This is a genomic window from Bradyrhizobium sp. UNPA324 (genome assembly GCF_006658635.1).
Lineage (GTDB): Bacteria > Pseudomonadota > Alphaproteobacteria > Rhizobiales > Xanthobacteraceae > Bradyrhizobium > Bradyrhizobium nanningense.
Genome location: NZ_LFJD01000004.1, coordinates 3,462,522 through 3,480,045 on the forward strand (window position 1 = coordinate 3,462,522; position 17,524 = coordinate 3,480,045).

Below are 17,524 nucleotides of genomic sequence, written 5' to 3' on the forward strand. Positions count from 1 at the left end.
TCAGGATGACGGGAAAGAACACCTACCCCTCTCCCGCGAGCCTAAATGTCCCCTCCATCATCTGCACGCATTGTCCGCCGACATGGGCGGAGACGATCTTGCCGTCCTGCTTGCGCACGCGCGTGAAGAGGATGCTCGGCCGGCCCATGTCAAAGCCCTGGCCGACGGTCAGCTTCAACTCGCCATCGCGCGCGGCATCAAGATCGGCGAACAGCGCGGCCGCGGCGACCGTGGCGCTGCCCGTGGCGGGATCCTCGACGAGACCGCTCGCGCCACGCATGAACATGCGCGCCTGCCGATCGCAGGGCGCTTCCGTCGCAGGCACATCGCGCGTATAGAACCACACCGAGCGGGCGCCGTCGCGCGGCAAGACCTCGCCGTAGGCTGCCGCATTCGGCCGCGCGCGCTTCAGCGCCCCGCGCGAATGCAGCTCCATCACCAGAAACGCGTTTCCGACGGTGACAATCTGCGGCTCGTGATTGTCCGTCTTGATGTCGTCTGCAACGAGCGAGATGCAGCTCGCGGCTTCGGCAGCCGACAGCCGTGAGAGCCGCTCCAGCGGCTGCGGCGCGGTGAGCTCGGTTCTGATCACCCGGCCCTGCTCTCTCACGATGTCGACCGGCACGAGCCCGGCCTTCTCCTCGAACAGCAGACGCAGCTTCGGCTCCTTCGCCATCGAGGCGAGCACAAAGGCAGTGCCGACATTGGGGTGGCCCGCAAAGGCAATCTCCTGCACCGGCGTGAAGATGCGCACCTCCGCATCATTGGCCTTGTCGCGCGGTGGCAGCACGAAGGTGGTCTCGGAATAGTTGAACTCGGTGGCGATCGCCTGCATCTGCGCCGTCGTGAGCCCTCCGGCGTCGAGCACCACGGCAAGCTGGTTGCCGCCGAAGGCGCGGTCGGTGAACACGTCGACGGTGATGTAGCGGCGCTGCATCGTCACTTCCCCATGCAAGTCGCGGCCGCAACCGGCCGCATCGCCTTCAGTCTACAGGCCGGCGACATCGCTCGTCATGCCCCAAAATTCGGAGCAATCGGAGCAATTGCAAAAGGGAGAGTCAGAAGCGGAAGAGCCGATACGGCGATGCCAGCACTTGCGCGCGCTCAGCTTGATCGACGATCAGCGTATCGAGAAACTGGCGGTTCTTCGCGTAGCTCTGCGTCGCCTCGAACTGCGTGTGCGGCCAGTCGCTGCCCCACAACAGGCGATCGAGGCCGTACGCGTCGCGCAGCAGCGGATAGGCCTGCTTCGCAAACTCCTCGCCGGCCGTACCGTTGCGATAAGGCGCCGATATCTTGACCCAGACGTTTCTCGTCGCCCCTAGCTTCAGCAGGGACTGGAAACCGGGATCGGCAACACCGAGCTTTGGATCGGGCAGCGCGTAGTGATCGAGCACGACGGTGACACCGCGATCGAGCAGCTGCGGCGCGAGCGTGGCAAGATCGGACGCGTTGCGCTGGACCTCGACCTGCCAGGCCATGTCTTTCACGCGTCCCAGAAGCGCCTTCCATTCGCCGGCAGCGAGATCGGGCAAGGGCTGACCCACGAGATTGAGGCGAATGCCTGTCACGCCGGCGCGATCGAGTGCGCGCAGATCGTCCGCGGCTACCCCCGGATCGACCACGGCGATGCCGCGCAGGCGGCCGCTCGCCTGTTTCAGGCACGCGACCAGATAGGAATTGTCGGTGCCGAGAAAGCTCGGCTGCACCAGTACGCCATTGGTCATGCCGTTGCGATCGAGCTGCTCTAGATAGAGCGCCGACGGCGCGTCGTAGTCGGGCGCGTAGCGTCGGCCCGGCGCGAGTTCGAGGCCGCGGTGGAAGACGTGAGCGTGAGTATCGATCGTCGGCAAGGCCGCCTCACTCCTGGCTGTGGTCGCGCCCGCCATCACCAGCGATGCGAGACCCACGGCAAATTGGCGGCGCGTCAGACCGTTCCGAGCGGATATCATGGTGATGACTCCCCATCCTGCGTCAGGCGCGCGTCGCGGCGGCTTGTTCGAACACCTTGCCGCGCGTTTCCGGCAGCAGCAGCACCGCGATCAGGACCAGCGAATAGGCAAAGGCCGCGTCGATGCCAATCGCGGGCCCGAGCCCGATACGGTCACTGAGAAAGCCGACAAGGAAGGGAAACGCGGCGGAGACGATGCGACCGAAATTGTAGCAGAAGCCGACGCCGGTGCCGCGCACGCCGGCAGGATAAAGCTCGCTGAACAGCGCCGCCATGCTGGCAGGGATGCCGGCGGAGAAGAAGCCGAGGGGGAAGCCGAGCACCAGCATCTGCCCGTTCGTCAGCGGCGCGAAGATATAGATCAGCACGGTGACGATGCAGGCGCTGGCGAACAACGCGACGTTGGCTCTCCGCCCGATGCGATCGCTGATGATGCCGCTGGTGACGCAGCCACAGAAGAACGCGATGATGATGACGGCGAGATAGCCGCTGGAGCCGAGCACCGACAAATGCCGCACCTCCCGCAAATAGGTCGGCAGGAAGGTCGTGAGCGCGGCATAACCGCCGTGAGCGCCGATGCCGAACAGACCGCCGATCAGGGTCGAGCGCAGCACGTCCCGATGGAAGATGCCGGAGAGCGTAGCAAAGAACGGCGTCTTCTCGGCGGCTAGCGCACGCGGCGGCTCCTTCAATCCGCGGCGGATGAAGATGATGAGGAGCGCGGGCAACAGCCCGAGCGCGAACAAGAGCCGCCAGCCGATGTCGGCCGGCGCATAGGTGAAGACCAGCGCCGAGAGCAGCACCGCGGCGCCCCAGCCGACGGCCCAGGCACTCTGCACCGAGCCCAGTGCCTTGCCGCGATGTTCGGGCCGGATGATCTCGGCCATCAGCACCGCACCGCAGGCCCATTCGGCACCGAAACCGAGGCCCTGGATCGCCTTCAGGACCAGGAGCTGGGTGTAGGTCATCGCGAACGCGCAGGCGAAGGTCGCGAGCGCAAAGGTGCCGACGGTGATCTGGAGTGCCTTGACGCGGCCGAAGCGATCGCCGAGCGCACCGCCGAACCAGCCGCCGAACGCGCCGAAGAACAGCGTGATCGAGCCAAGCAGGCCGGCATCGGCCTTGCTGATGCCGAAGGCCGCGATCAGCGCGGGGATGGCAAGGCCGAACATCTGAACGTCGAGCGCATCCAGCGCCCAGCCACCAAAACTTGCCCAGAACGTGCGCCGCTCCAGCGGCGAGCTCTCGCTGTACCAGTTCGACATGTTTCCTACCCCTGTACTCGTTATTGCTTGATGTCGTTGAAAGGCCGCGTCACCGGATTTCGGCGTGGTAGCGGAAGCGGTCGGCCGGTCCGCGCGATCTGCGCCATTCGATCGGCCGGCGCTCGAGATCGAGCGCGAGGCGTTCGATCACGATCAGCGGCGCGTGGGCCTCGAGCCTGAGCAGGCGCGCCTGCATCTCGTTGGCGGTCTCAACGGTGAGGATTTCCTCGGCCGTGACCACCACCTCGCCGCAACGCTCCTCGTAGAGCGGATACAGGAGATCGCCGAATTCGGCGGTGTCGAGCGTAAGGATCGGCGCGAAGCGCGATTGCTGGAGCCAGATCTCTTCGGCGAGCAGCGGCACATCGTCGATCAGGCGCAGGCGCGACAGGCTGATCACGGGCTCGCCCACGGGAATGCGCAACGCGGACGCGACGGCCGAATTGGCCGGCACGCTCTTGCGCCTGATGATGCGACTCTTGGGCACGCGCCGCTCGCCAGTTTCGGACTGGAAGCGGAAGAAACGGAACAGCGAGGAGTTGAAGCGCGCACGGCGCACGAAAGTACCGCGGCCCTGCTGCCGTTCCAGCACGGCATCCGCGACGAGCTGATCAATCGCCTTGCGCACCGTGCCAATGGCGACGCCGTAATGGGCGCCAAGCTCGGCTTCCGACGGGATCGGTTCACCCGGCCGCCATTCGCTGCGATTGATCCGCGCGGCGAGATCGTCGCGCAGGCGCTGGTAGCGCGGCAGGCGGTCGTCGAGAGGCGATGAATTCATATAGTCATATAGATGATTAGATGAAGAATGAGTCAAGCGCTACGTTGATACCGCCGGGCCCAATCCATCGACATCACGAACCGGGCTGGCGGATGTCGCCAGCCCGGCCTGGTCGCCTGCCGTCGTCAGTGCATCGTCATCGTGTTCGGCTGGCACGGCGGCTGCGTGTACGGCGCAGAGGCATACGCGCCTTCCGCCGGAGCCCTGACGCAGGAGTCGGTCGCCGCCTGAGTAAACGCAGCGCGCGGCGGGGCAGCGTGGCGCACCGTTGCGGCCTGGGTCTGGGCGGCAGCTGCGGCGATCAGTGCGGCCGCAACAAGGGTCAGTCGGGTCATTGGTTTTCTCCGGTGACAAGTGAAAGCCGAGACATTTCGGCTTCCACAGTGCAGGACCCGAAAGCTACCGGGGATATTTCATCACGCGTCTTCAAGCCAGCGCGACCCGCTTCAAGGAAGCGCGACTCACATGTGAAGGCGCGCTACCCCAGCTGAAACACCGGAACCTTCTGCTCGTAGCCGCGCACCTCGACCTCGCCGAGCGCGACCGCATCGCCGCCGTCGTCACCCAAAGCCTCGCGCACGGTCGCCGAAATCAGCAGCTGCGAGCCGAACTCCTTGTTCAACGCCTCCAGCCGCGAGGCCAGGTTCACGGTGTCGCCGATAACCGTATATTCCTTGCGCCGGGGCGAGCCGATATTGCCGGCGACGACCTCGCCGAAATGAATGCCGATACCGATGCGCAGCGGCCAGCTCGTCTGCGCGTTGATGCGGTCCATCGCGCTCAGCATCTCGCGGCCTGCGGCAACGGCACGCTGCGCCGCGTCGGAGGCCTCCAGCGGCGCGCCGAACAGGGCGAGAAAGCCATCGCCGAGGAACTTGTTCACAATGCCGCCGTGACGGTCGAGAATGTCCACCAGCACCGCAAAGGCGCCGTCGAGGCGGTCGACCACCTCCTGCGGGGTGCGCGACTGCGCACCGGCGGTGAAGCCGCGGAAATCGACGAACATCACCGCGACGCGGCGGACGTCACCGCCTCCGCTGGTGCCCGCCGCCATCAACTGCTCCACAACTTGCGGAGAGACGTGCTGACCGAACAGGTTCGTCACCCGGTCGCGCGCGGTCGCCGCCGCAATGCTCGCGGCAAACTGGCGGCGCAGCTGAGCGCCGACGGCACCCGCCAGCACGCCACAGATCAGGATGACGACGCTGCGCACGGCGTGGAAATAGATCAGCGGGTCGCCAGCCTCGTCGGCCGCGTTGTAGTGCAGCGCGACGGACAGAAGCCCGGCTGCGGCCACGAAACCCGTGAAGGCAGAGAGCCAGAAGTCGAGCCGCAGGGTCGAAAGGATGACGAAGATGAAGTACATCAGCGGCACCGCGAAGCCGAGGGCCTGGCTTGCGCCCATGGTCCGGGTCTGCAGGACCAGGATCACCGTGGGCAGCGAGGTCTCGATCAGCGTGCCGATATAGCGCCGGATCACCGGCAGGTCGCGATCGAGCCGGAGGTTCTTCCTGATCTGGGTGTGAACCCAGACCTCGAAGAGAATAAAGCCGCCGAGAAGGCCGTAGACTTCGACAAGCCCCTCCGTTCCGCGCCACACCCGGTTCACCACACTGGGGTCGACCAAATAGAGTGCGGTGAGCAGCAACATCATGACGCAGCCCGTCGCGATCAGCGCCCGCACCCGGAGCAGCTCGGTGCGCAGCACCTCCCGCGTCAGCTCGCGCTCGAAATCCTCCGATAGCACGGCATGCTGCCGTGTCCTCCTGCTCGCAAACCTGACCATGCCGCCCCTCGATTCCGGCGGCATTGTGCCTCAATCCAGCGTGCGGCGGAAGCGCGTCACGGCGATGGTCATGGCGAGCAGCATCAGGGCCGCCAGCGCCAACGTGTCGAAGCGCACATTCTGCATGGTCGCGCCCTTCAGCATGATGGCGCGGACGATGCGCAGATAATGGGTCAGCGGCAGGCATTCACCGACATATTGCGCCCAGGCCGGCATCCCTGCGAACGGGAACATGAAGCCGGACAGCAGGATGCTCGGCAGAAAGAACATGAACGACATCTGTATCGCCTGCAGCTGGTTCTGCGCAATGGTGGAGAACGTGTAACCAATCGCGAGATTTGCGGCGATAAAGAGGGTCGAGAGTGTCGCCAACAGGAGCAGATTGCCGAGCACGGGCACGCCGAACAGGAACACTCCGATATTGACGATCAGGAAGGCTTGAATGAAGCCCACCAGGATGTAGGGAATGATCTTGCCGAGCATGACCTCGACCGGCTTGATCGGCATCGACAACAGGCTTTCCATGGTGCCGCGTTCAATCTCGCGCGTCACCGATAGTGCCGTGAAGATCAACATGGTCATGGTAAGGATGGTGCCGACCAGTCCCGGCACGATGTTGAGGCGTGACTCCGCAGCCGGATTATAGCGGGCATGAGCCCGGATCTCGAACGGCAGCGCCGGCGCATCGCCGATATAGAGATCGTGCTGGAGAGCGGTCTGCACGAGCATCCCGAGCGAGCCGAGTGCGGAGCTTGCGGCGACCGGATCGGTGGCGTCGGCTGCGACCAGCAGCGCCGGCTTGTCGCCACGCCGCACCGCCCGTTCGAAGCCGCGCGGGATCTCGACGCCGAACAGCACCTTGCCGGACTTGAGCAGGTTGTCGAAATCGTCCACGTCGTGCACTTCGTAGACGAAGCGGAAATAGGCGGTATTCTCCAACGCTTTCAGGACCGAGCGGGCGAGATCAGATTCCTCCTGAATTAGCACCGCGCTCGGCAGATGGTGCGGCGTGGTGTTGATGGCATAGCCGAACAGCAGAAGCTGCATCACCGGGATCGCCACGATCATCGCGAACGAGACGCGGTCCCGCCGAAGCTGAATGAACTCCTTCGCCATCATGGCATAGGTGCGGCGCCAGAAGCCGAAGCGGTCGCGGATTTCCCGCTCGGGGCCGGTTGCTTGGATGGTGCTCATTGGAAATTGTCCCTGGAGCGGTTCATCAATTCGATGAATACATCTTCCAGCGATGGATGCGATTTCTGCCAGTGCAGGCCACTCGTCTCACGCCACGGCGCGATGCTGGCTTCGAGCGCCGCAACGTCGCGGCCAGAGACGTGCAGCGAGGTGCCGAACGGGGCCACCATGTCCACTCCGGGCTTGCCGTCGAGCTCGGCCGCGAGCCCGCCCAACTCGCCGGTGACGGTGTAGGTCGTCAGCGCGGACTTCGCGATCACCTCGTCCACGGTCCCGCGCGCCAGCAGGTGACCGTAGGCGATATAAGCGATCTCGTGGCACCGCTCGGCCTCGTCCATGTAATGGGTCGAGACCAGCACGGTGAGGCCCTCGGCGGCGAGTGCGTGGATCTCGTTCCAGAAATCGCGCCGCGCCTTGGGGTCGACGCCGGCGGTGGGCTCGTCGAGCAGCAACAGTTGTGGGTTGGGCAGCGTGCAGGCTCCGAGAGCCAGCCGCTGTTTCCAGCCGCCGGAGAGCTCGCCCGCAAGCTGCCCCTCGCGCCCTGAGAGCCCGAGCCGCTTGACCATGTCGCGCGCGGCGCCGCGCGCATCGGCCAAACCATAGAGCCGCGCGACGAATTCGAGGTTCTCGCGCACGGAGAGATCCTGATACAGGCTGAAGCGCTGGGTCATATAGCCGACCTGGCGCTTGATCTTCTCGGCATCGCGGCGGATGTCGTAGCCGAGGCAGGTGCCCTCGCCGCTATCCGGCGTGAGCAGCCCGCAGAGGATGCGGATGGTCGTGGTCTTGCCCGAGCCGTTGGGGCCGAGGAAGCCGTAAATCGAACCGCGCCTCACCTGCATCGACAGATCGTGCACGACCTCGCGGCCGCCGAACGATTTGCTCAGGCCCTTGACGTCGATCGCGATGCCGTTGCCGCCGTTCATCGCTTGTCCGCCACTGGAGTCTTGGGATTGAGATAGACGTTGATCGGCTGTCCGACCCGCAGCGCGTCGGGACGCGAGGGCCGCGCCTGGATCAAATAGACCAGCTTGTTGCGCTCATCGAGGCTGTAGATGACGGGCGGGGTGTATTCGGCCGAGGTCGCGATGAAATAGATCTTCGCGGTGAGATCGGCCGCGCAATTGTCGCAGGAGACGCGCACCGTATCGCCGATCGCAAGCTTCGGCAGCGCCGTTTCCGGCACGAAGAAGCGCACCTTCATGTTGCCGGGCGGCATGATCGACAGCACCGGCCGCTGCGCCGCCACCATCTCCCCCTCGCGGAAATAGATCTGCTGGATAGTGCCTGCCACGGGCGCAAAGCCCTTGCGCCGCGCCATCCGCGTTTCCGACGTCGCCACCCGCGCTTCCGCGACACGCAACGCAGAGACGGCGGAATCGAGATTGGCCTGCGTGCCCGAGCCGGTCTTGCTCAGTGAGGCCGCGCGATCATAGGTCTGCTGCGCGTTCGCCAGCGTCGCCTTTTGCTGGTTCAGATCGGCAAGCTGAAGGTCGTCGTCGACGGAATAGAGGGCCTCGCCGACCTTGACTTCATCGCCCTCGCGGACATTGAGCTTCGTCACCCGCCCCGCTTCGTCCGGACTGACGAAGATCATGTCGGCCTCGACCCAGCCCTGAAAGCCCGGATCGCGCTTCTCGTTGCACCCGGCAAGCGAGGTTGCGAGCAGGATAGCCAGTGCAATACCGAGAATTGCTTGCGACGACCTCATGTCGTCCTCCGTTCGCCAAAAATCAAATCGAGATGGACCCGCAGCATGTCCTGCGCGTCGAGCGGCGCGTGCCGCGCAAATAAGCTCTGCCAGATCACCGCGATCATCGCCGGCGCGACCAGTATCTGCGGATAGCGCGCGAGGTCCTTCTGGCGGATCTCGCCGCGGGCGATGCCGAGCTCGATCAGCCCGCGCATGGCGGCGATGCCGCGCGAGACGACCTCGCGGTAGTAGAAGTCGGCGACGGCCGGAAAGCGCGGCCCCTCAGCCACGATCAGCCGCACCAGGTCGCCGCGCCTGGTGCCGATGACCTCTTTGAGGAAGTTGCCGGCAAAGGCCTCGATGAGGTCGCGCACTGAGCCCGTCGGCGGCGGCAGCGCAGTCAGCCGCGCCACGACCGGCACGATCACGATGCGCACCAGCTCCTCGAACATCGATTCCTTGTCCTTGAAGTGCAGATAGATCGTGCCCTTGGCGACACCGGCGCGCTTGGCGATATCGTCGAGCCGCGTTGCGGCAAAGCCGCGGCCGATGAATTCCTCCATCGCCGCCTCCACGATCGCCGCGCGCCGCTCCAGCGCGCGCGTGGCGCGGTTCGAGGCGGGCATCTCTCCGCGGGCCGCGGACACATGGTCCCCGCTTCCTGCAGGCGGCCTGGAGAGTTTGGTGGACTTCCTCGGCATGAGGACATTTATGACTGACTAGTCAGTCATGGTCAAGTGATGAGTCAAGCTGGATTCAGCCACCAAATTAGTATTGACTAATGCATTAGCATCGACTAATTAGACGAGATGATTGAAGCCGCCCCAAACCCCGTCACCACCGTGATGCGCGCTCTGGCCGACCCGACGCGCCGGGCGGTGTTCGAGCGCGTGTTCGAGAGCAAGGAGATCAGCGTCGCCGAGCTGACGCGGGGCAGCGGCGTGACCCAGGGCGCGATCTCACAGCACCTGAAGTCCCTCAAGCAGGCCGGCCTTGTCGCCGAGCGCGCCGAGGGCCGCAACGTCTACTACCGCGCCGCGCCGCAAGGGCTCGAGCCCCTGGTCACCTGGATGGACCATTACGGCGTGTTCTGGCGCGAGCGTTTCCAGAACCTGCGTGACCTGTTGAAGGAGATCGATCCGTGAGTGCAGTTGCTTCCAAAGTCCAAACTCAAGACATCGTCATCGACGAGGTCTTCCCTCACGCCATCGCGACGATCTGGAAGGCGCTGACCAGCGCCCAATTGATTGCGCGCTGGCTGATGCCGCCGACCGGTTTCGAGGCCGTCGAGGGCAACACCTTCACGTTCAAGACCAATCCGGCCGGCGCCTGGGATGGCACGATCCATTGTCGCGTTCTGGAAGTCGTGCCGAACCAGCGTTTTGCTTATGCCTGGAAGGGCGGTGACGAGAGCAATACCGGTTACGGTTCAGCGCTTGATACGGTCGTCACCTGGTTCCTCACGCCGGTCGAGGCAGGCACGCGCGTGCGCGTGGTGCATTCGGGCTTCGTGACACCAAAGAACGATACTGCTTATCGCAACATGAGCGACGGCTGGGTCAAGGTGCTGCAGCGGCTCGATGCCATCTCGGGCGAAGAGAAGTAAGGACGCATCGCGATGGACAAGCCCCATACCGGCGGCTGCGCCTGCGGCGCGATCCGCTATTCGATTCTGGGTGAGCCGCTGTTCAGCAATCATTGTCAGTGCCGGGACTGTCAGCGGGAGAGCGGCAGCGGCCACGGCTCGTACGCGACGTTCGCGCGGGCCGGCGTTACGGTCACCGGCGAGGCGAAGCATTGGGACATGGTCGGTGACAGCGGCAACGTGAAGACGCGCGGATTCTGCACGCGATGCGGCGTGGCCGTGTATATGACCTTCGCGGCCATGCCCGACATCTTCACCATCCGCGCCGCAAGCCTCGACGAGCCCGCGCGCTACCAGCCGCAAGTTGTTACCTACGCCGCGCGCGGGCACGGCTGGGATCATCTCGATCCCAGCCTGCCAAAGTTCGCGGGCATGCCGCCTGGATGAGGCTTTAGCCGAAATCCAGCACCATGCGGCCGTCGATCTTGCCGGCCTTCATCCGGTCGAAGACGTCGTTGATCTGCGCAAGCGGCACCTTCGTCACTTCGGCCTTCACCTTGCCATCCGTGGCGAACGCGACGGCTTCGTCGAGGTCGCGCCGCGTGCCGACGATCGAGCCGCGCACCGTGATGCGCTTGAGGACGACGTCGAAGATCGGCGTCGGGAATTCACCCGGAGGCAGGCCGACGAGGCTGACGGTGCCCTTCCGGCGCACCATCTTCAGCGCCTGCGCAAAGGCGGCGGTCGAGACCGCCGTCACCAGCACGCCGTGAGCCCCGCCGCCGGTTGCCTTCAGCACCTTGTCCACCGCGCCATCCGCGAGCGCGTTGACCGCGAGATCCGCGCCCGTTTCACGCGCCAACGCGAGCTTGTCCTCGGCGATGTCGATGGCGGCGACCTTGAGTCCCATCGCCTTGGCGTACTGGATCGCGACATGACCAAGCCCGCCGACGCCTGAGATCACCACCCACTCGCCGGGCCTGGCTTCCGTCTCCTTCAATCCCTTGTAAGTGGTGACACCGGCGCACAGGATCGGCGCGATGGCGGCAAAATCGACCGTCGCCGGCAGCTTTGCGGCGAAGGCGGCCGAGGCGATGACATATTCGGCGAAGCCGCCGTTGACGCTGTAGCCGGTGTTGTGCTGGTGCTCGCACAGGGTCTCCCAGCCGGTCTCGCAATATTCGCAGGACATGCAGGCGTCATGCAGCCAGGCGACGCCGACGGCATCTCCGACTTTCAGATTTTTCACGCCGGACCCGAGCGCAGCAACAATGCCGGCAGCCTCGTGGCCGGGAATGAAGGGCGGCACCGGCTTCACCGGCCAGTCGCCGGACGCCGCATGCAGATCGGTGTGACAGACGCCGCAAGCCTTCACCTTGACCAGAACCTCGCCGGGACCGGGCTGCGGCACCGGCACGTCCTCGATCACCAGTGGCTTGCCGAATTGCTTGACGATTGCGGCTTTCATGGTCGGCATCTGTCTGCTCCTTTGCACTTTGTGAAGCAGAATAGCGGCGCCGCCCGGTGCACCTTTGACGGGGGTCAAACAGCACAAAGTTTGCGCAACACCAGCTCCATCATGACACCACGATGACGCCGCGTGGAATGTCGAGGTGTCAGCTATGGAACTTCAGGCCGTCGAGGATCTTGTCGATCACCTTGCGCTCGGCGCGCATGGCAATCCCGACGAGATTGAGATCCGCACGCGCCACTGCCCTCACCGCCTCGCGGTTGGCGGCATCGTGCGTGGTGCTGAACATGTCCTCGGTATAGACCGCCGGCTTGACGTTGCGCGCGAGCGCACGGTCCAGCGCGCGCGACAACGCCGGACCGTCGGCGCCATAGATCAGGATCGGCTGGCCGATCAGCGCATGATATTTCGTGCCTGAGGCGTCTTCATAGGCTTCGCCGATGCATTCGGGAAAGGCCGCGGCGATGCCGCTCGTGAGAAAGGACGCGACGTTGAGCTTCTGCCAGGCCTGAAGATCGGTGCGGATCACGACTGCGATCTTGGTATCGAACTGCATGCAATTCCTCGACTGTCATTCCTGGGCGCGCCACTTGGCGCGAGCTCTGATGCGCAATTGCGCATCGAGAATCCATACTCACGATGGTGGTTATGGATTCCGGGCTCGATGCTACGCATCGCCCCGGAATGACAGCAAGATAGATGGACGGAATCAACCCTTGGCGTCGCAGGCCCAGGCGCGGATCACGCATTCCTTGCCGCCGTATTTGTAGCATTCACGCGTGGCGGCGTTGAGCGAGGCGGAGATCTTCGGCTTGACGGCGTAGCCATAAGCACCGCAGGGGTTCGCCATATCGACCGACATTGCCGCGCAGGCGCGCTTCATCGTCACGGTCGTGCAATCGCCCTTGCACTGCTTCTGAGCCGCGGCGCGCGCCTCGTGCTCATGGCCATAATCATAGGCCTGGCCATACGCGCCGCATTTGCCGACCGCGAACGCGCCGGCGGCATGGGCTTCGGTGATGTAGCGGGCGCCGGTGACAGCAACTGACAAGACAAAGCAAAACATCGCGCAGCGGCGCGCGACGACGTTCGAAGCCATGGAAAAACCCCTCCCCCCAAGGCAGGTGGAGGAACTCTAAGCGGCGGTCGTTTCCACTTGGTGAACGGGTGGTTGAAAAGCCGTACGGGCGAAACGACCGTATACACCTTTTAGTTGTATTCTTTAATCGCTTTATTTAAAGTAGTTGAACTGTAGACTCCCGCAGAGGGCCGGAGGAAACGACCATGCGTCAAATCAACGGAATGCTCCTGGCAATGATTGCGTCGGCGTCCCTGATCGGACCCTTGCCGGCACATGCGCAATCGGTGAACTGGACCTGGACCAACCAGTACGGCTCGATCCTGGCCATCACCAGCTTCAACCAGAATACGGGCGCGATGACGGGGACCTACACCAACAACGCAGCAAACAGCTGCGATGAGGGCAAGCCGCTGCCTGTGACGGGCTGGCTGGCTTATGGCAACACGGGCACTGCGATCAGCTTCTCGGTGAATTTCCTCGGCTGTGGTTCGACCACGGTCTGGACCGGACAGCTCAACGCCTCAACCGGCTTTCAGGGACTGTGGTATCTATCCCTCGGCGAAGCCGTCGCATGGAACGGCATCAGTGCCGGCGCAGACACATTCACGTTCAGCAGCGGCGACAAGGCGCAGCTGACGAAGCAAGGCGTCGAGCTGAAAGCCGGCGGGGTCGAGAAGCTGTCGAATACCAAGAAGTAGGCGAGCGGCGGGGAGTAGCTTCGTGGAATGGGTTAGCCGAAGGCGTAACCCACCTCGCCCGCGGCATGGTGGGTTACGCCTTTCACTTGCGCTCGTTGCGCCACCTACGATGTGATCGGCTAACCCGCCCCCACGGCACTACCCCCGCCGGGCCGCTTCAAGCGCCTGCGGCGTGTCGATGTCGAGGAAGGCGCTGTCGCCGTCGACGGGCACTTCGGCCACCGCCTCGGTGTGCTTGGCGATCAGGTGCCGCGCGCCGACGTCGCCGTCGAGCGTCATCAATTCCTTGAAGAATCGGCGCGACCACAGCACGGGATTGCCGCGTTGCCCCTCGCTGACGGGCACGACGATGAGATTGCCGCGGTCGGGCGCAAAACTGTCGATGAGACGGTCGATCAGGCCGGCATCGATCAGCGGCATGTCGCCGAGACACACCACGGCGCCATCACAGCTCTCCGGCACGGCCGCGATGCCTGATTTGACCGAGCTGGCGATGCCGCTTGCGAAGTCCGGATTGCGCACGAATTTCACCTTCAGGCCTTGCAGTGCCTGCTCGACCAGTTCGGCCTGATGCCCGGTGACGACGATCACCTCGGACGCCTTGGAGGCCAGCGCCTGCTCGGTCGCGAGGCGCACCAGCTTCTTGCCATCGAGTTCGGCGAGCAGCTTGTTCGGTCCGCCCATCCGGGTCGAACGGCCTGCCGCGAGCACGATGGCCGCGACCTGGCTGTTGCCCTCGGTCTCGGGTTTTGCGCGCGGCTGCGGGCGCGTGACGATCTCCATCAGGAGGCCGCCGACGCCCATGCCCATCAGCTCAGTGCGCGTCACCTTGATGCCGGCGAGAAGCCGCATCAAGACCCAGTCGAACCCGTTCTCGACCGGCGAACGCGCGCAGCCCGGTGCGCCCAGCACCGGCACGCCGCTGGCGCGCGCGATCAGCAACAGATTGCCGGGATCGACCGGCATGCCGAAATGCTCGATCTCGCCGCCGATCCCGGTGACGGCCGCGGGGATCACGTCGCGGCGATCGGCGATCGCGGACGCCCCGAACACGATGACGAGTTCGGCCCCGAGCGCGAGCAATTCCTTGATCGCGGCCGACAGCTCGCGTTCATCGTGCTGGACACGCCGCTCGGCGATGATGCTGGCGCCCGCGGGCGCGAGCCGCTCGGCGGTGACGCGCAGGGTCTTGTCGATCACCTTGGAGGACAGCCCCGGCAGCAGGGTCGAGACCACGCCGACGCGCTGGATCACGTAAGGCGCGATCTTCAGCACGTCCTTGCCCGCCGCCTTCACGGCGGCATCGCGCAAGCTCCCTTCGATGCCGAACGGAATGATCTTGACGGTGCCGACCATCTCGCCCTCGACCACCGGCTTGTAGGCGGAGAGCGTCGCAAAGGTGATGGCCTCGTCGACATTGTTGATGCGGTCGACCGCGGCGCGGTCGATCACCAGCACGCCCGGACGCGCGGCGAACAGGTTGGCGCGGCCGGTGAAGGCGCGCTCGACATGGATGCCCTCGCCGCCGACGGCAAGCGCGATGCTCGCGGCCGCGACGTCCTCGGAGACGTCACCCGCCTCCATGCGCACCACGACGATGTCCTTGATGCCGGCGCGCGTCAGCTGCTCGACCTCGGCGGGGCCGATCGTCGTGCCTTTCTTCAGCACCAACGGTCCCTGCCGCAGGGTGTGGACGGTCACCCCGCCGATCGCATCCTTGGGGCTCGCCGGTCCGAATTTCATGCGGCTTCTTCTTTTTCTTTGGGAGGCAGGCGGAGCACCGCCGTGATCTCCGCCATGATCGCGACCGCGATCTCGGACGGAGAGACCGCGCCGATCGCGAGCCCGATCGGCGCGTGAATGCGCGCGATGTCGCTCTCCTTCGCACCCTGCGCCCGCAGCCGGTCGCCGCGCTTGGCGTGCGTTTTCCGTGAGCCGAGCGCGCCGATATAGAAGCAGCCGCGTTCGAAAGCGTGCAGCAGCGCGGGGTCGTCGATCTTGGGATCGTGCGTCACCGCGACGAACGCAGTGTAAGCATCGACATTGAGCGGCGGCAGCGCGGTATCAGGCCATTCGGCCACCAGCGGAATATCGGGGAAGCGCTCGGGGCTGGCAAACGCCGTGCGCGGATCGACCACGGTGACGTCGTAGCCGAGCGAGCGCGCCAGCGGCGCGAGGGCCTGGCTGATATGGACCGCGCCGACGATGACGAGCTTTGCGGTCGGGGCGTAGACGTTGAGGAACAGCTTCTTGCCGCCGGCTTCGACACTGGCGCTCTTGCCCATGCGAAGCTGTTTCTCCAGCTCCGCACGCAGCGGATCTCTGGCAAAATCCTTCGCCTTCACCAGGCGCTGCTCGCCGCTCTCGGTGTCCGTCACCAGGATCGCCGGCCGGCGGGCGGCCCGCTCGGCATTGAGTTCGTGCAGGATCTCGAGCTTCACGGCTAGCCGACCTTCTCGACGAAGACGCGGATGGTGCCGCCGCAGGACAGCCCGACATTCCAGGCGGCTTCGTCCGCGACGCCGAACTCCAGCATCCTGGGCTTGCCGCTCTGGATCACATCCATGGCCTCGGTGACCACGGCCCCCTCGACGCAGCCGCCGGAGACCGAGCCCAGGAAGGTGCCCTCGTCATTGATGACGAGGCTCGAGCCCGCCGGGCGCGGCGCCGAGCCCCAGGTCTCCACCACGGTAGCCAGCGCGACGCCATGGCCGGCCTTCTGCCAGTCCTCCGCCGCCTTCAGGATATCCTCGTCGCGATCGAGCATGGGTAGCCTCTCAAGCTGCGGAGCGGATCAGGCTGCGGTGATGCGGCGGCAGCGGCCGGGAGAGCGTCGTGATCAGCTCCTGGATCGAACTCAAATTATGCACGGGGCGGAATTCGTCAACGTGCGGGAGCATCATTTTGATGCCCTGCGCCTTGGCCTCGAAGCCGCCGAACCGCAAGAGCGGGTTGAGCCAGATCAGCCGGCGGCAGGAGCGGTGCAGCCGGTCCATCTCGAAGGCAAGCCTGGAATCGGCCTCCCGCTCCAGCCCGTCGGAGATCAAGAGCACGATGGCACCCTGGCTCAGAACGCGGCGCGCCCACAATTTGTTGAAGTTGTGCAGCGAGGCCGAGATCCGCGTACCGCCGGCCCAGTCCTCGACCGAGGCCGAGCAGCTCGCCAGCGCCTCGTCAGGATCGCGCTGGCGCAGCGCGCGGGTGACGTTGGTGAGACGGGTGCCGAACAGGAACACCGAGACGCGCTTGCGCGCATCTCCGATGGCATGGAGGAAATGCAGGAACAGGCGGGTGTACTCGCTCATCGAGCCCGAGATATCGAGCAGCGCCACGATCGGCGCCGGCTTCTCGATCCGCCCGAGGCGATGGATGTCGATGATGTCGCCCCCGGTGCGTAAGGATGCGCGCAGCGTGCGGCGCAGGTCGAGGCGAAGCCCGCGCGAATCGGGCAGGTAGCGGCGCGTCAAAAGCTCGGCCTGCGGCAACCTCATCCGCTCGACGGCACGCAGCGCCTCGGTGATCTCGGCTGCACTCATCTGCGCAAAATCCTTCTTCTGGAGGATTTCCCTGTCGGAAACCGACAGGCGCAGATCCTGCTCCTGGTGCTGCGGCGTCTCTGTCATGCGCGGCTGCGACATCGCCTCCTGGACGCGGCGGGAGCCTGCCTGCGGCTTCTTCTTGGCCTCGTCCGGCAGCGGTACCGAATCCAGCATGTGCTTCCACTCCTCGGAGGCGCGGAAGAACAAATTGAAGGCTTGCTTGAAAATCAGCGCATGCTCATGGCGCTTGACGAAGATCGCCTCCAGCGTGGTGAAGACGTCGGCGCGGTTGCCGATGTCGATCGCCTGGAGCGCGCTCATGGCATCGATGACCGCGCCCGGCCCGACCGGCATGCCCGCAGCGCGCAGCGCGCGGGCGAAGCCGACGATGTTGTCGGCGAACTGCTCGGTCTTGTCGGGCGCCAGGTGGTTGATGGCCATGGTGTGTGTCGCCCTGCCGTCATTCCGGGGCACGCGAAG

General features: G+C 64.9%; 21 protein-coding genes. 4 read left to right on the forward strand and 17 right to left on the reverse strand.

Annotation, left to right across the window (positions count from 1 at the left end):
• Positions 1 to 22: 22 nt before the first annotated feature.
• The 10 genes from UNPA324_RS16740 to UNPA324_RS16785 all read right to left on the reverse strand — a co-directional run bounded on the left by UNPA324_RS16740 (position 23) and on the right by UNPA324_RS16785 (position 9,371).
• Positions 23 to 937: a PhzF family phenazine biosynthesis protein gene (locus UNPA324_RS16740; protein ID WP_128920891.1), complete on the reverse strand. Its 915-nt coding sequence runs from the start codon at positions 935 to 937 to the stop codon at positions 23 to 25.
• Between the two features lie 121 nt (positions 938 to 1,058).
• A complete protein-coding gene (locus UNPA324_RS16745) occupies positions 1,059 to 1,952 on the reverse strand; it encodes an amidohydrolase family protein (protein ID WP_128920890.1) in 894 nt (297 codons plus the stop codon).
• Positions 1,953 to 1,974: 22 nt separating this feature from the next.
• Positions 1,975 to 3,216, reverse strand: coding sequence for an MFS transporter (locus UNPA324_RS16750; protein WP_128920889.1), 1,242 nt, complete (start codon positions 3,214 to 3,216; stop codon positions 1,975 to 1,977).
• A gap of 49 nt (positions 3,217 to 3,265) precedes the next feature.
• Positions 3,266 to 3,997, reverse strand: coding sequence for a GntR family transcriptional regulator (locus UNPA324_RS16755; protein WP_141935173.1), 732 nt, complete (start codon positions 3,995 to 3,997; stop codon positions 3,266 to 3,268).
• 125 nt (positions 3,998 to 4,122) lie between these two features.
• The gene (locus UNPA324_RS16760) at positions 4,123 to 4,332 is read right to left on the reverse strand and encodes a hypothetical protein (RefSeq protein ID WP_128920887.1); all 210 of its coding nucleotides are present in this window, start codon (positions 4,330 to 4,332) and stop codon (positions 4,123 to 4,125) included.
• 143 nt (positions 4,333 to 4,475) lie between these two features.
• Complete coding sequence (locus tag UNPA324_RS16765) at positions 4,476 to 5,783, reverse strand: adenylate/guanylate cyclase domain-containing protein (protein ID WP_128920886.1); 1,308 nt, start codon at positions 5,781 to 5,783, stop codon at positions 4,476 to 4,478.
• Between the two features lie 30 nt (positions 5,784 to 5,813).
• Complete coding sequence (locus UNPA324_RS16770; protein ID WP_128920885.1) at positions 5,814 to 6,977, reverse strand: ABC transporter permease; 1,164 nt, start codon at positions 6,975 to 6,977, stop codon at positions 5,814 to 5,816.
• Positions 6,974 to 7,903, reverse strand: a complete 930-nt coding sequence (locus UNPA324_RS16775; protein WP_128920884.1) for an ABC transporter ATP-binding protein — start codon at positions 7,901 to 7,903, stop codon at positions 6,974 to 6,976. Before UNPA324_RS16775 ends, UNPA324_RS16770 begins: the two co-directional genes overlap by 4 nt.
• The gene (locus tag UNPA324_RS16780; RefSeq protein WP_128920883.1) at positions 7,900 to 8,688 is read right to left on the reverse strand and encodes an HlyD family secretion protein; all 789 of its coding nucleotides are present in this window, start codon (positions 8,686 to 8,688) and stop codon (positions 7,900 to 7,902) included. The genes UNPA324_RS16775 and UNPA324_RS16780 overlap by 4 nt, the downstream gene beginning before the upstream one ends.
• Positions 8,685 to 9,371, reverse strand: coding sequence for a TetR/AcrR family transcriptional regulator (locus tag UNPA324_RS16785; RefSeq protein WP_430641894.1), 687 nt, complete (start codon positions 9,369 to 9,371; stop codon positions 8,685 to 8,687). The genes UNPA324_RS16780 and UNPA324_RS16785 overlap by 4 nt, the downstream gene beginning before the upstream one ends.
• A 108-nt stretch (positions 9,372 to 9,479) precedes the next feature.
• Here UNPA324_RS16785 and UNPA324_RS16790 point away from each other — a divergent pair, with 108 nt between their 5' ends.
• Genes UNPA324_RS16790 through UNPA324_RS16800 form a run of 3 tightly spaced genes read left to right on the forward strand, consistent with a single transcriptional unit; the run spans position 9,480 to position 10,702 of the window.
• Complete coding sequence (locus tag UNPA324_RS16790; RefSeq protein WP_011088398.1) at positions 9,480 to 9,815, forward strand: ArsR/SmtB family transcription factor; 336 nt, start codon at positions 9,480 to 9,482, stop codon at positions 9,813 to 9,815.
• Positions 9,812 to 10,276: an SRPBCC family protein gene (locus UNPA324_RS16795; protein ID WP_128920882.1), complete on the forward strand. Its 465-nt coding sequence runs from the start codon at positions 9,812 to 9,814 to the stop codon at positions 10,274 to 10,276. The genes UNPA324_RS16790 and UNPA324_RS16795 overlap by 4 nt, the downstream gene beginning before the upstream one ends.
• Before the next feature lie 12 nt (positions 10,277 to 10,288).
• Positions 10,289 to 10,702: a GFA family protein gene (locus UNPA324_RS16800; protein WP_128920881.1), complete on the forward strand. Its 414-nt coding sequence runs from the start codon at positions 10,289 to 10,291 to the stop codon at positions 10,700 to 10,702.
• A 4-nt stretch (positions 10,703 to 10,706) separates the two neighbouring features.
• Here the strand turns inward: UNPA324_RS16800 and adhP are convergent, their stop codons facing one another.
• The 3 genes from adhP to UNPA324_RS16815 all read right to left on the reverse strand — a co-directional run bounded on the left by adhP (position 10,707) and on the right by UNPA324_RS16815 (position 12,825).
• Positions 10,707 to 11,732 (reverse strand): alcohol dehydrogenase AdhP, encoded by a 1,026-nt coding sequence (gene adhP / locus UNPA324_RS16805; RefSeq protein WP_128920880.1) that lies wholly within the window; start codon positions 11,730 to 11,732, stop codon positions 10,707 to 10,709.
• Positions 11,733 to 11,871: 139 nt separating this feature from the next.
• Entirely contained in the window at positions 11,872 to 12,282 is a 411-nt protein-coding gene (locus UNPA324_RS16810; RefSeq protein ID WP_128920879.1) for a DUF2000 family protein, read from the reverse strand.
• A gap of 153 nt (positions 12,283 to 12,435) precedes the next feature.
• On the reverse strand, positions 12,436 to 12,825 hold the full coding sequence (locus UNPA324_RS16815; protein WP_128920878.1) for a DUF4189 domain-containing protein: 390 nt from the start codon (positions 12,823 to 12,825) through the stop codon (positions 12,436 to 12,438).
• 185 nt (positions 12,826 to 13,010) lie between these two features.
• On the opposite strand from UNPA324_RS16815, the gene UNPA324_RS16820 reads away from it, so the two are divergent.
• A complete protein-coding gene (locus UNPA324_RS16820) occupies positions 13,011 to 13,505 on the forward strand; it encodes an avidin/streptavidin family protein (RefSeq protein ID WP_128920877.1) in 495 nt (164 codons plus the stop codon).
• Between the two features lie 138 nt (positions 13,506 to 13,643).
• On the opposite strand, the gene UNPA324_RS16825 is transcribed toward UNPA324_RS16820, so the two are convergent.
• Genes UNPA324_RS16825 through UNPA324_RS16840 form a run of 4 tightly spaced genes read right to left on the reverse strand, consistent with a single transcriptional unit; the run spans position 13,644 to position 17,485 of the window.
• Positions 13,644 to 15,248 (reverse strand): NTP transferase domain-containing protein, encoded by a 1,605-nt coding sequence (locus UNPA324_RS16825; protein WP_128920876.1) that lies wholly within the window; start codon positions 15,246 to 15,248, stop codon positions 13,644 to 13,646.
• Complete coding sequence (locus UNPA324_RS16830; RefSeq protein ID WP_128920875.1) at positions 15,245 to 15,946, reverse strand: XdhC family protein; 702 nt, start codon at positions 15,944 to 15,946, stop codon at positions 15,245 to 15,247. Before UNPA324_RS16830 ends, UNPA324_RS16825 begins: the two co-directional genes overlap by 4 nt.
• 2 nt (positions 15,947 to 15,948) lie before the next feature.
• On the reverse strand, positions 15,949 to 16,272 hold the full coding sequence (locus UNPA324_RS16835; protein ID WP_128920874.1) for an XdhC family protein: 324 nt from the start codon (positions 16,270 to 16,272) through the stop codon (positions 15,949 to 15,951).
• A gap of 10 nt (positions 16,273 to 16,282) precedes the next feature.
• Positions 16,283 to 17,485: a vWA domain-containing protein gene (locus UNPA324_RS16840; protein WP_128920873.1), complete on the reverse strand. Its 1,203-nt coding sequence runs from the start codon at positions 17,483 to 17,485 to the stop codon at positions 16,283 to 16,285.
• Between the last annotated feature and the right edge of the window lie 39 nt (positions 17,486 to 17,524).

Coding starts and splice junctions, on each gene's coding strand:
- UNPA324_RS16740 (WP_128920891.1), bottom strand. CDS start 937: ATGCAGCGCCGCTACATCACCGTCGACGTGTTCACCGACCGCGCCTTC.
- UNPA324_RS16745 (WP_128920890.1), bottom strand. CDS start 1,952: ATGATATCCGCTCGGAACGGTCTGACGCGCCGCCAATTTGCCGTGGGT.
- UNPA324_RS16750 (WP_128920889.1), bottom strand. CDS start 3,216: ATGTCGAACTGGTACAGCGAGAGCTCGCCGCTGGAGCGGCGCACGTTC.
- UNPA324_RS16755 (WP_141935173.1), bottom strand. CDS start 3,997: ATGAATTCATCGCCTCTCGACGACCGCCTGCCGCGCTACCAGCGCCTG.
- UNPA324_RS16760 (WP_128920887.1), bottom strand. CDS start 4,332: ATGACCCGACTGACCCTTGTTGCGGCCGCACTGATCGCCGCAGCTGCC.
- UNPA324_RS16765 (WP_128920886.1), bottom strand. CDS start 5,783: ATGGTCAGGTTTGCGAGCAGGAGGACACGGCAGCATGCCGTGCTATCG.
- UNPA324_RS16770 (WP_128920885.1), bottom strand. CDS start 6,977: ATGAGCACCATCCAAGCAACCGGCCCCGAGCGGGAAATCCGCGACCGC.
- UNPA324_RS16775 (WP_128920884.1), bottom strand. CDS start 7,903: ATGAACGGCGGCAACGGCATCGCGATCGACGTCAAGGGCCTGAGCAAA.
- UNPA324_RS16780 (WP_128920883.1), bottom strand. CDS start 8,688: ATGAGGTCGTCGCAAGCAATTCTCGGTATTGCACTGGCTATCCTGCTC.
- UNPA324_RS16785 (WP_430641894.1), bottom strand. CDS start 9,371: ATGCCGAGGAAGTCCACCAAACTCTCCAGGCCGCCTGCAGGAAGCGGG.
- UNPA324_RS16790 (WP_011088398.1), top strand. CDS start 9,480: ATGATTGAAGCCGCCCCAAACCCCGTCACCACCGTGATGCGCGCTCTG.
- UNPA324_RS16800 (WP_128920881.1), top strand. CDS start 10,289: ATGGACAAGCCCCATACCGGCGGCTGCGCCTGCGGCGCGATCCGCTAT.
- adhP (WP_128920880.1), bottom strand. CDS start 11,732: ATGCCGACCATGAAAGCCGCAATCGTCAAGCAATTCGGCAAGCCACTG.
- UNPA324_RS16810 (WP_128920879.1), bottom strand. CDS start 12,282: ATGCAGTTCGATACCAAGATCGCAGTCGTGATCCGCACCGATCTTCAG.
- UNPA324_RS16815 (WP_128920878.1), bottom strand. CDS start 12,825: ATGGCTTCGAACGTCGTCGCGCGCCGCTGCGCGATGTTTTGCTTTGTC.
- UNPA324_RS16820 (WP_128920877.1), top strand. CDS start 13,011: ATGCGTCAAATCAACGGAATGCTCCTGGCAATGATTGCGTCGGCGTCC.
- UNPA324_RS16825 (WP_128920876.1), bottom strand. CDS start 15,248: ATGAAATTCGGACCGGCGAGCCCCAAGGATGCGATCGGCGGGGTGACC.
- UNPA324_RS16835 (WP_128920874.1), bottom strand. CDS start 16,272: ATGCTCGATCGCGACGAGGATATCCTGAAGGCGGCGGAGGACTGGCAG.
- UNPA324_RS16840 (WP_128920873.1), bottom strand. CDS start 17,485: ATGGCCATCAACCACCTGGCGCCCGACAAGACCGAGCAGTTCGCCGAC.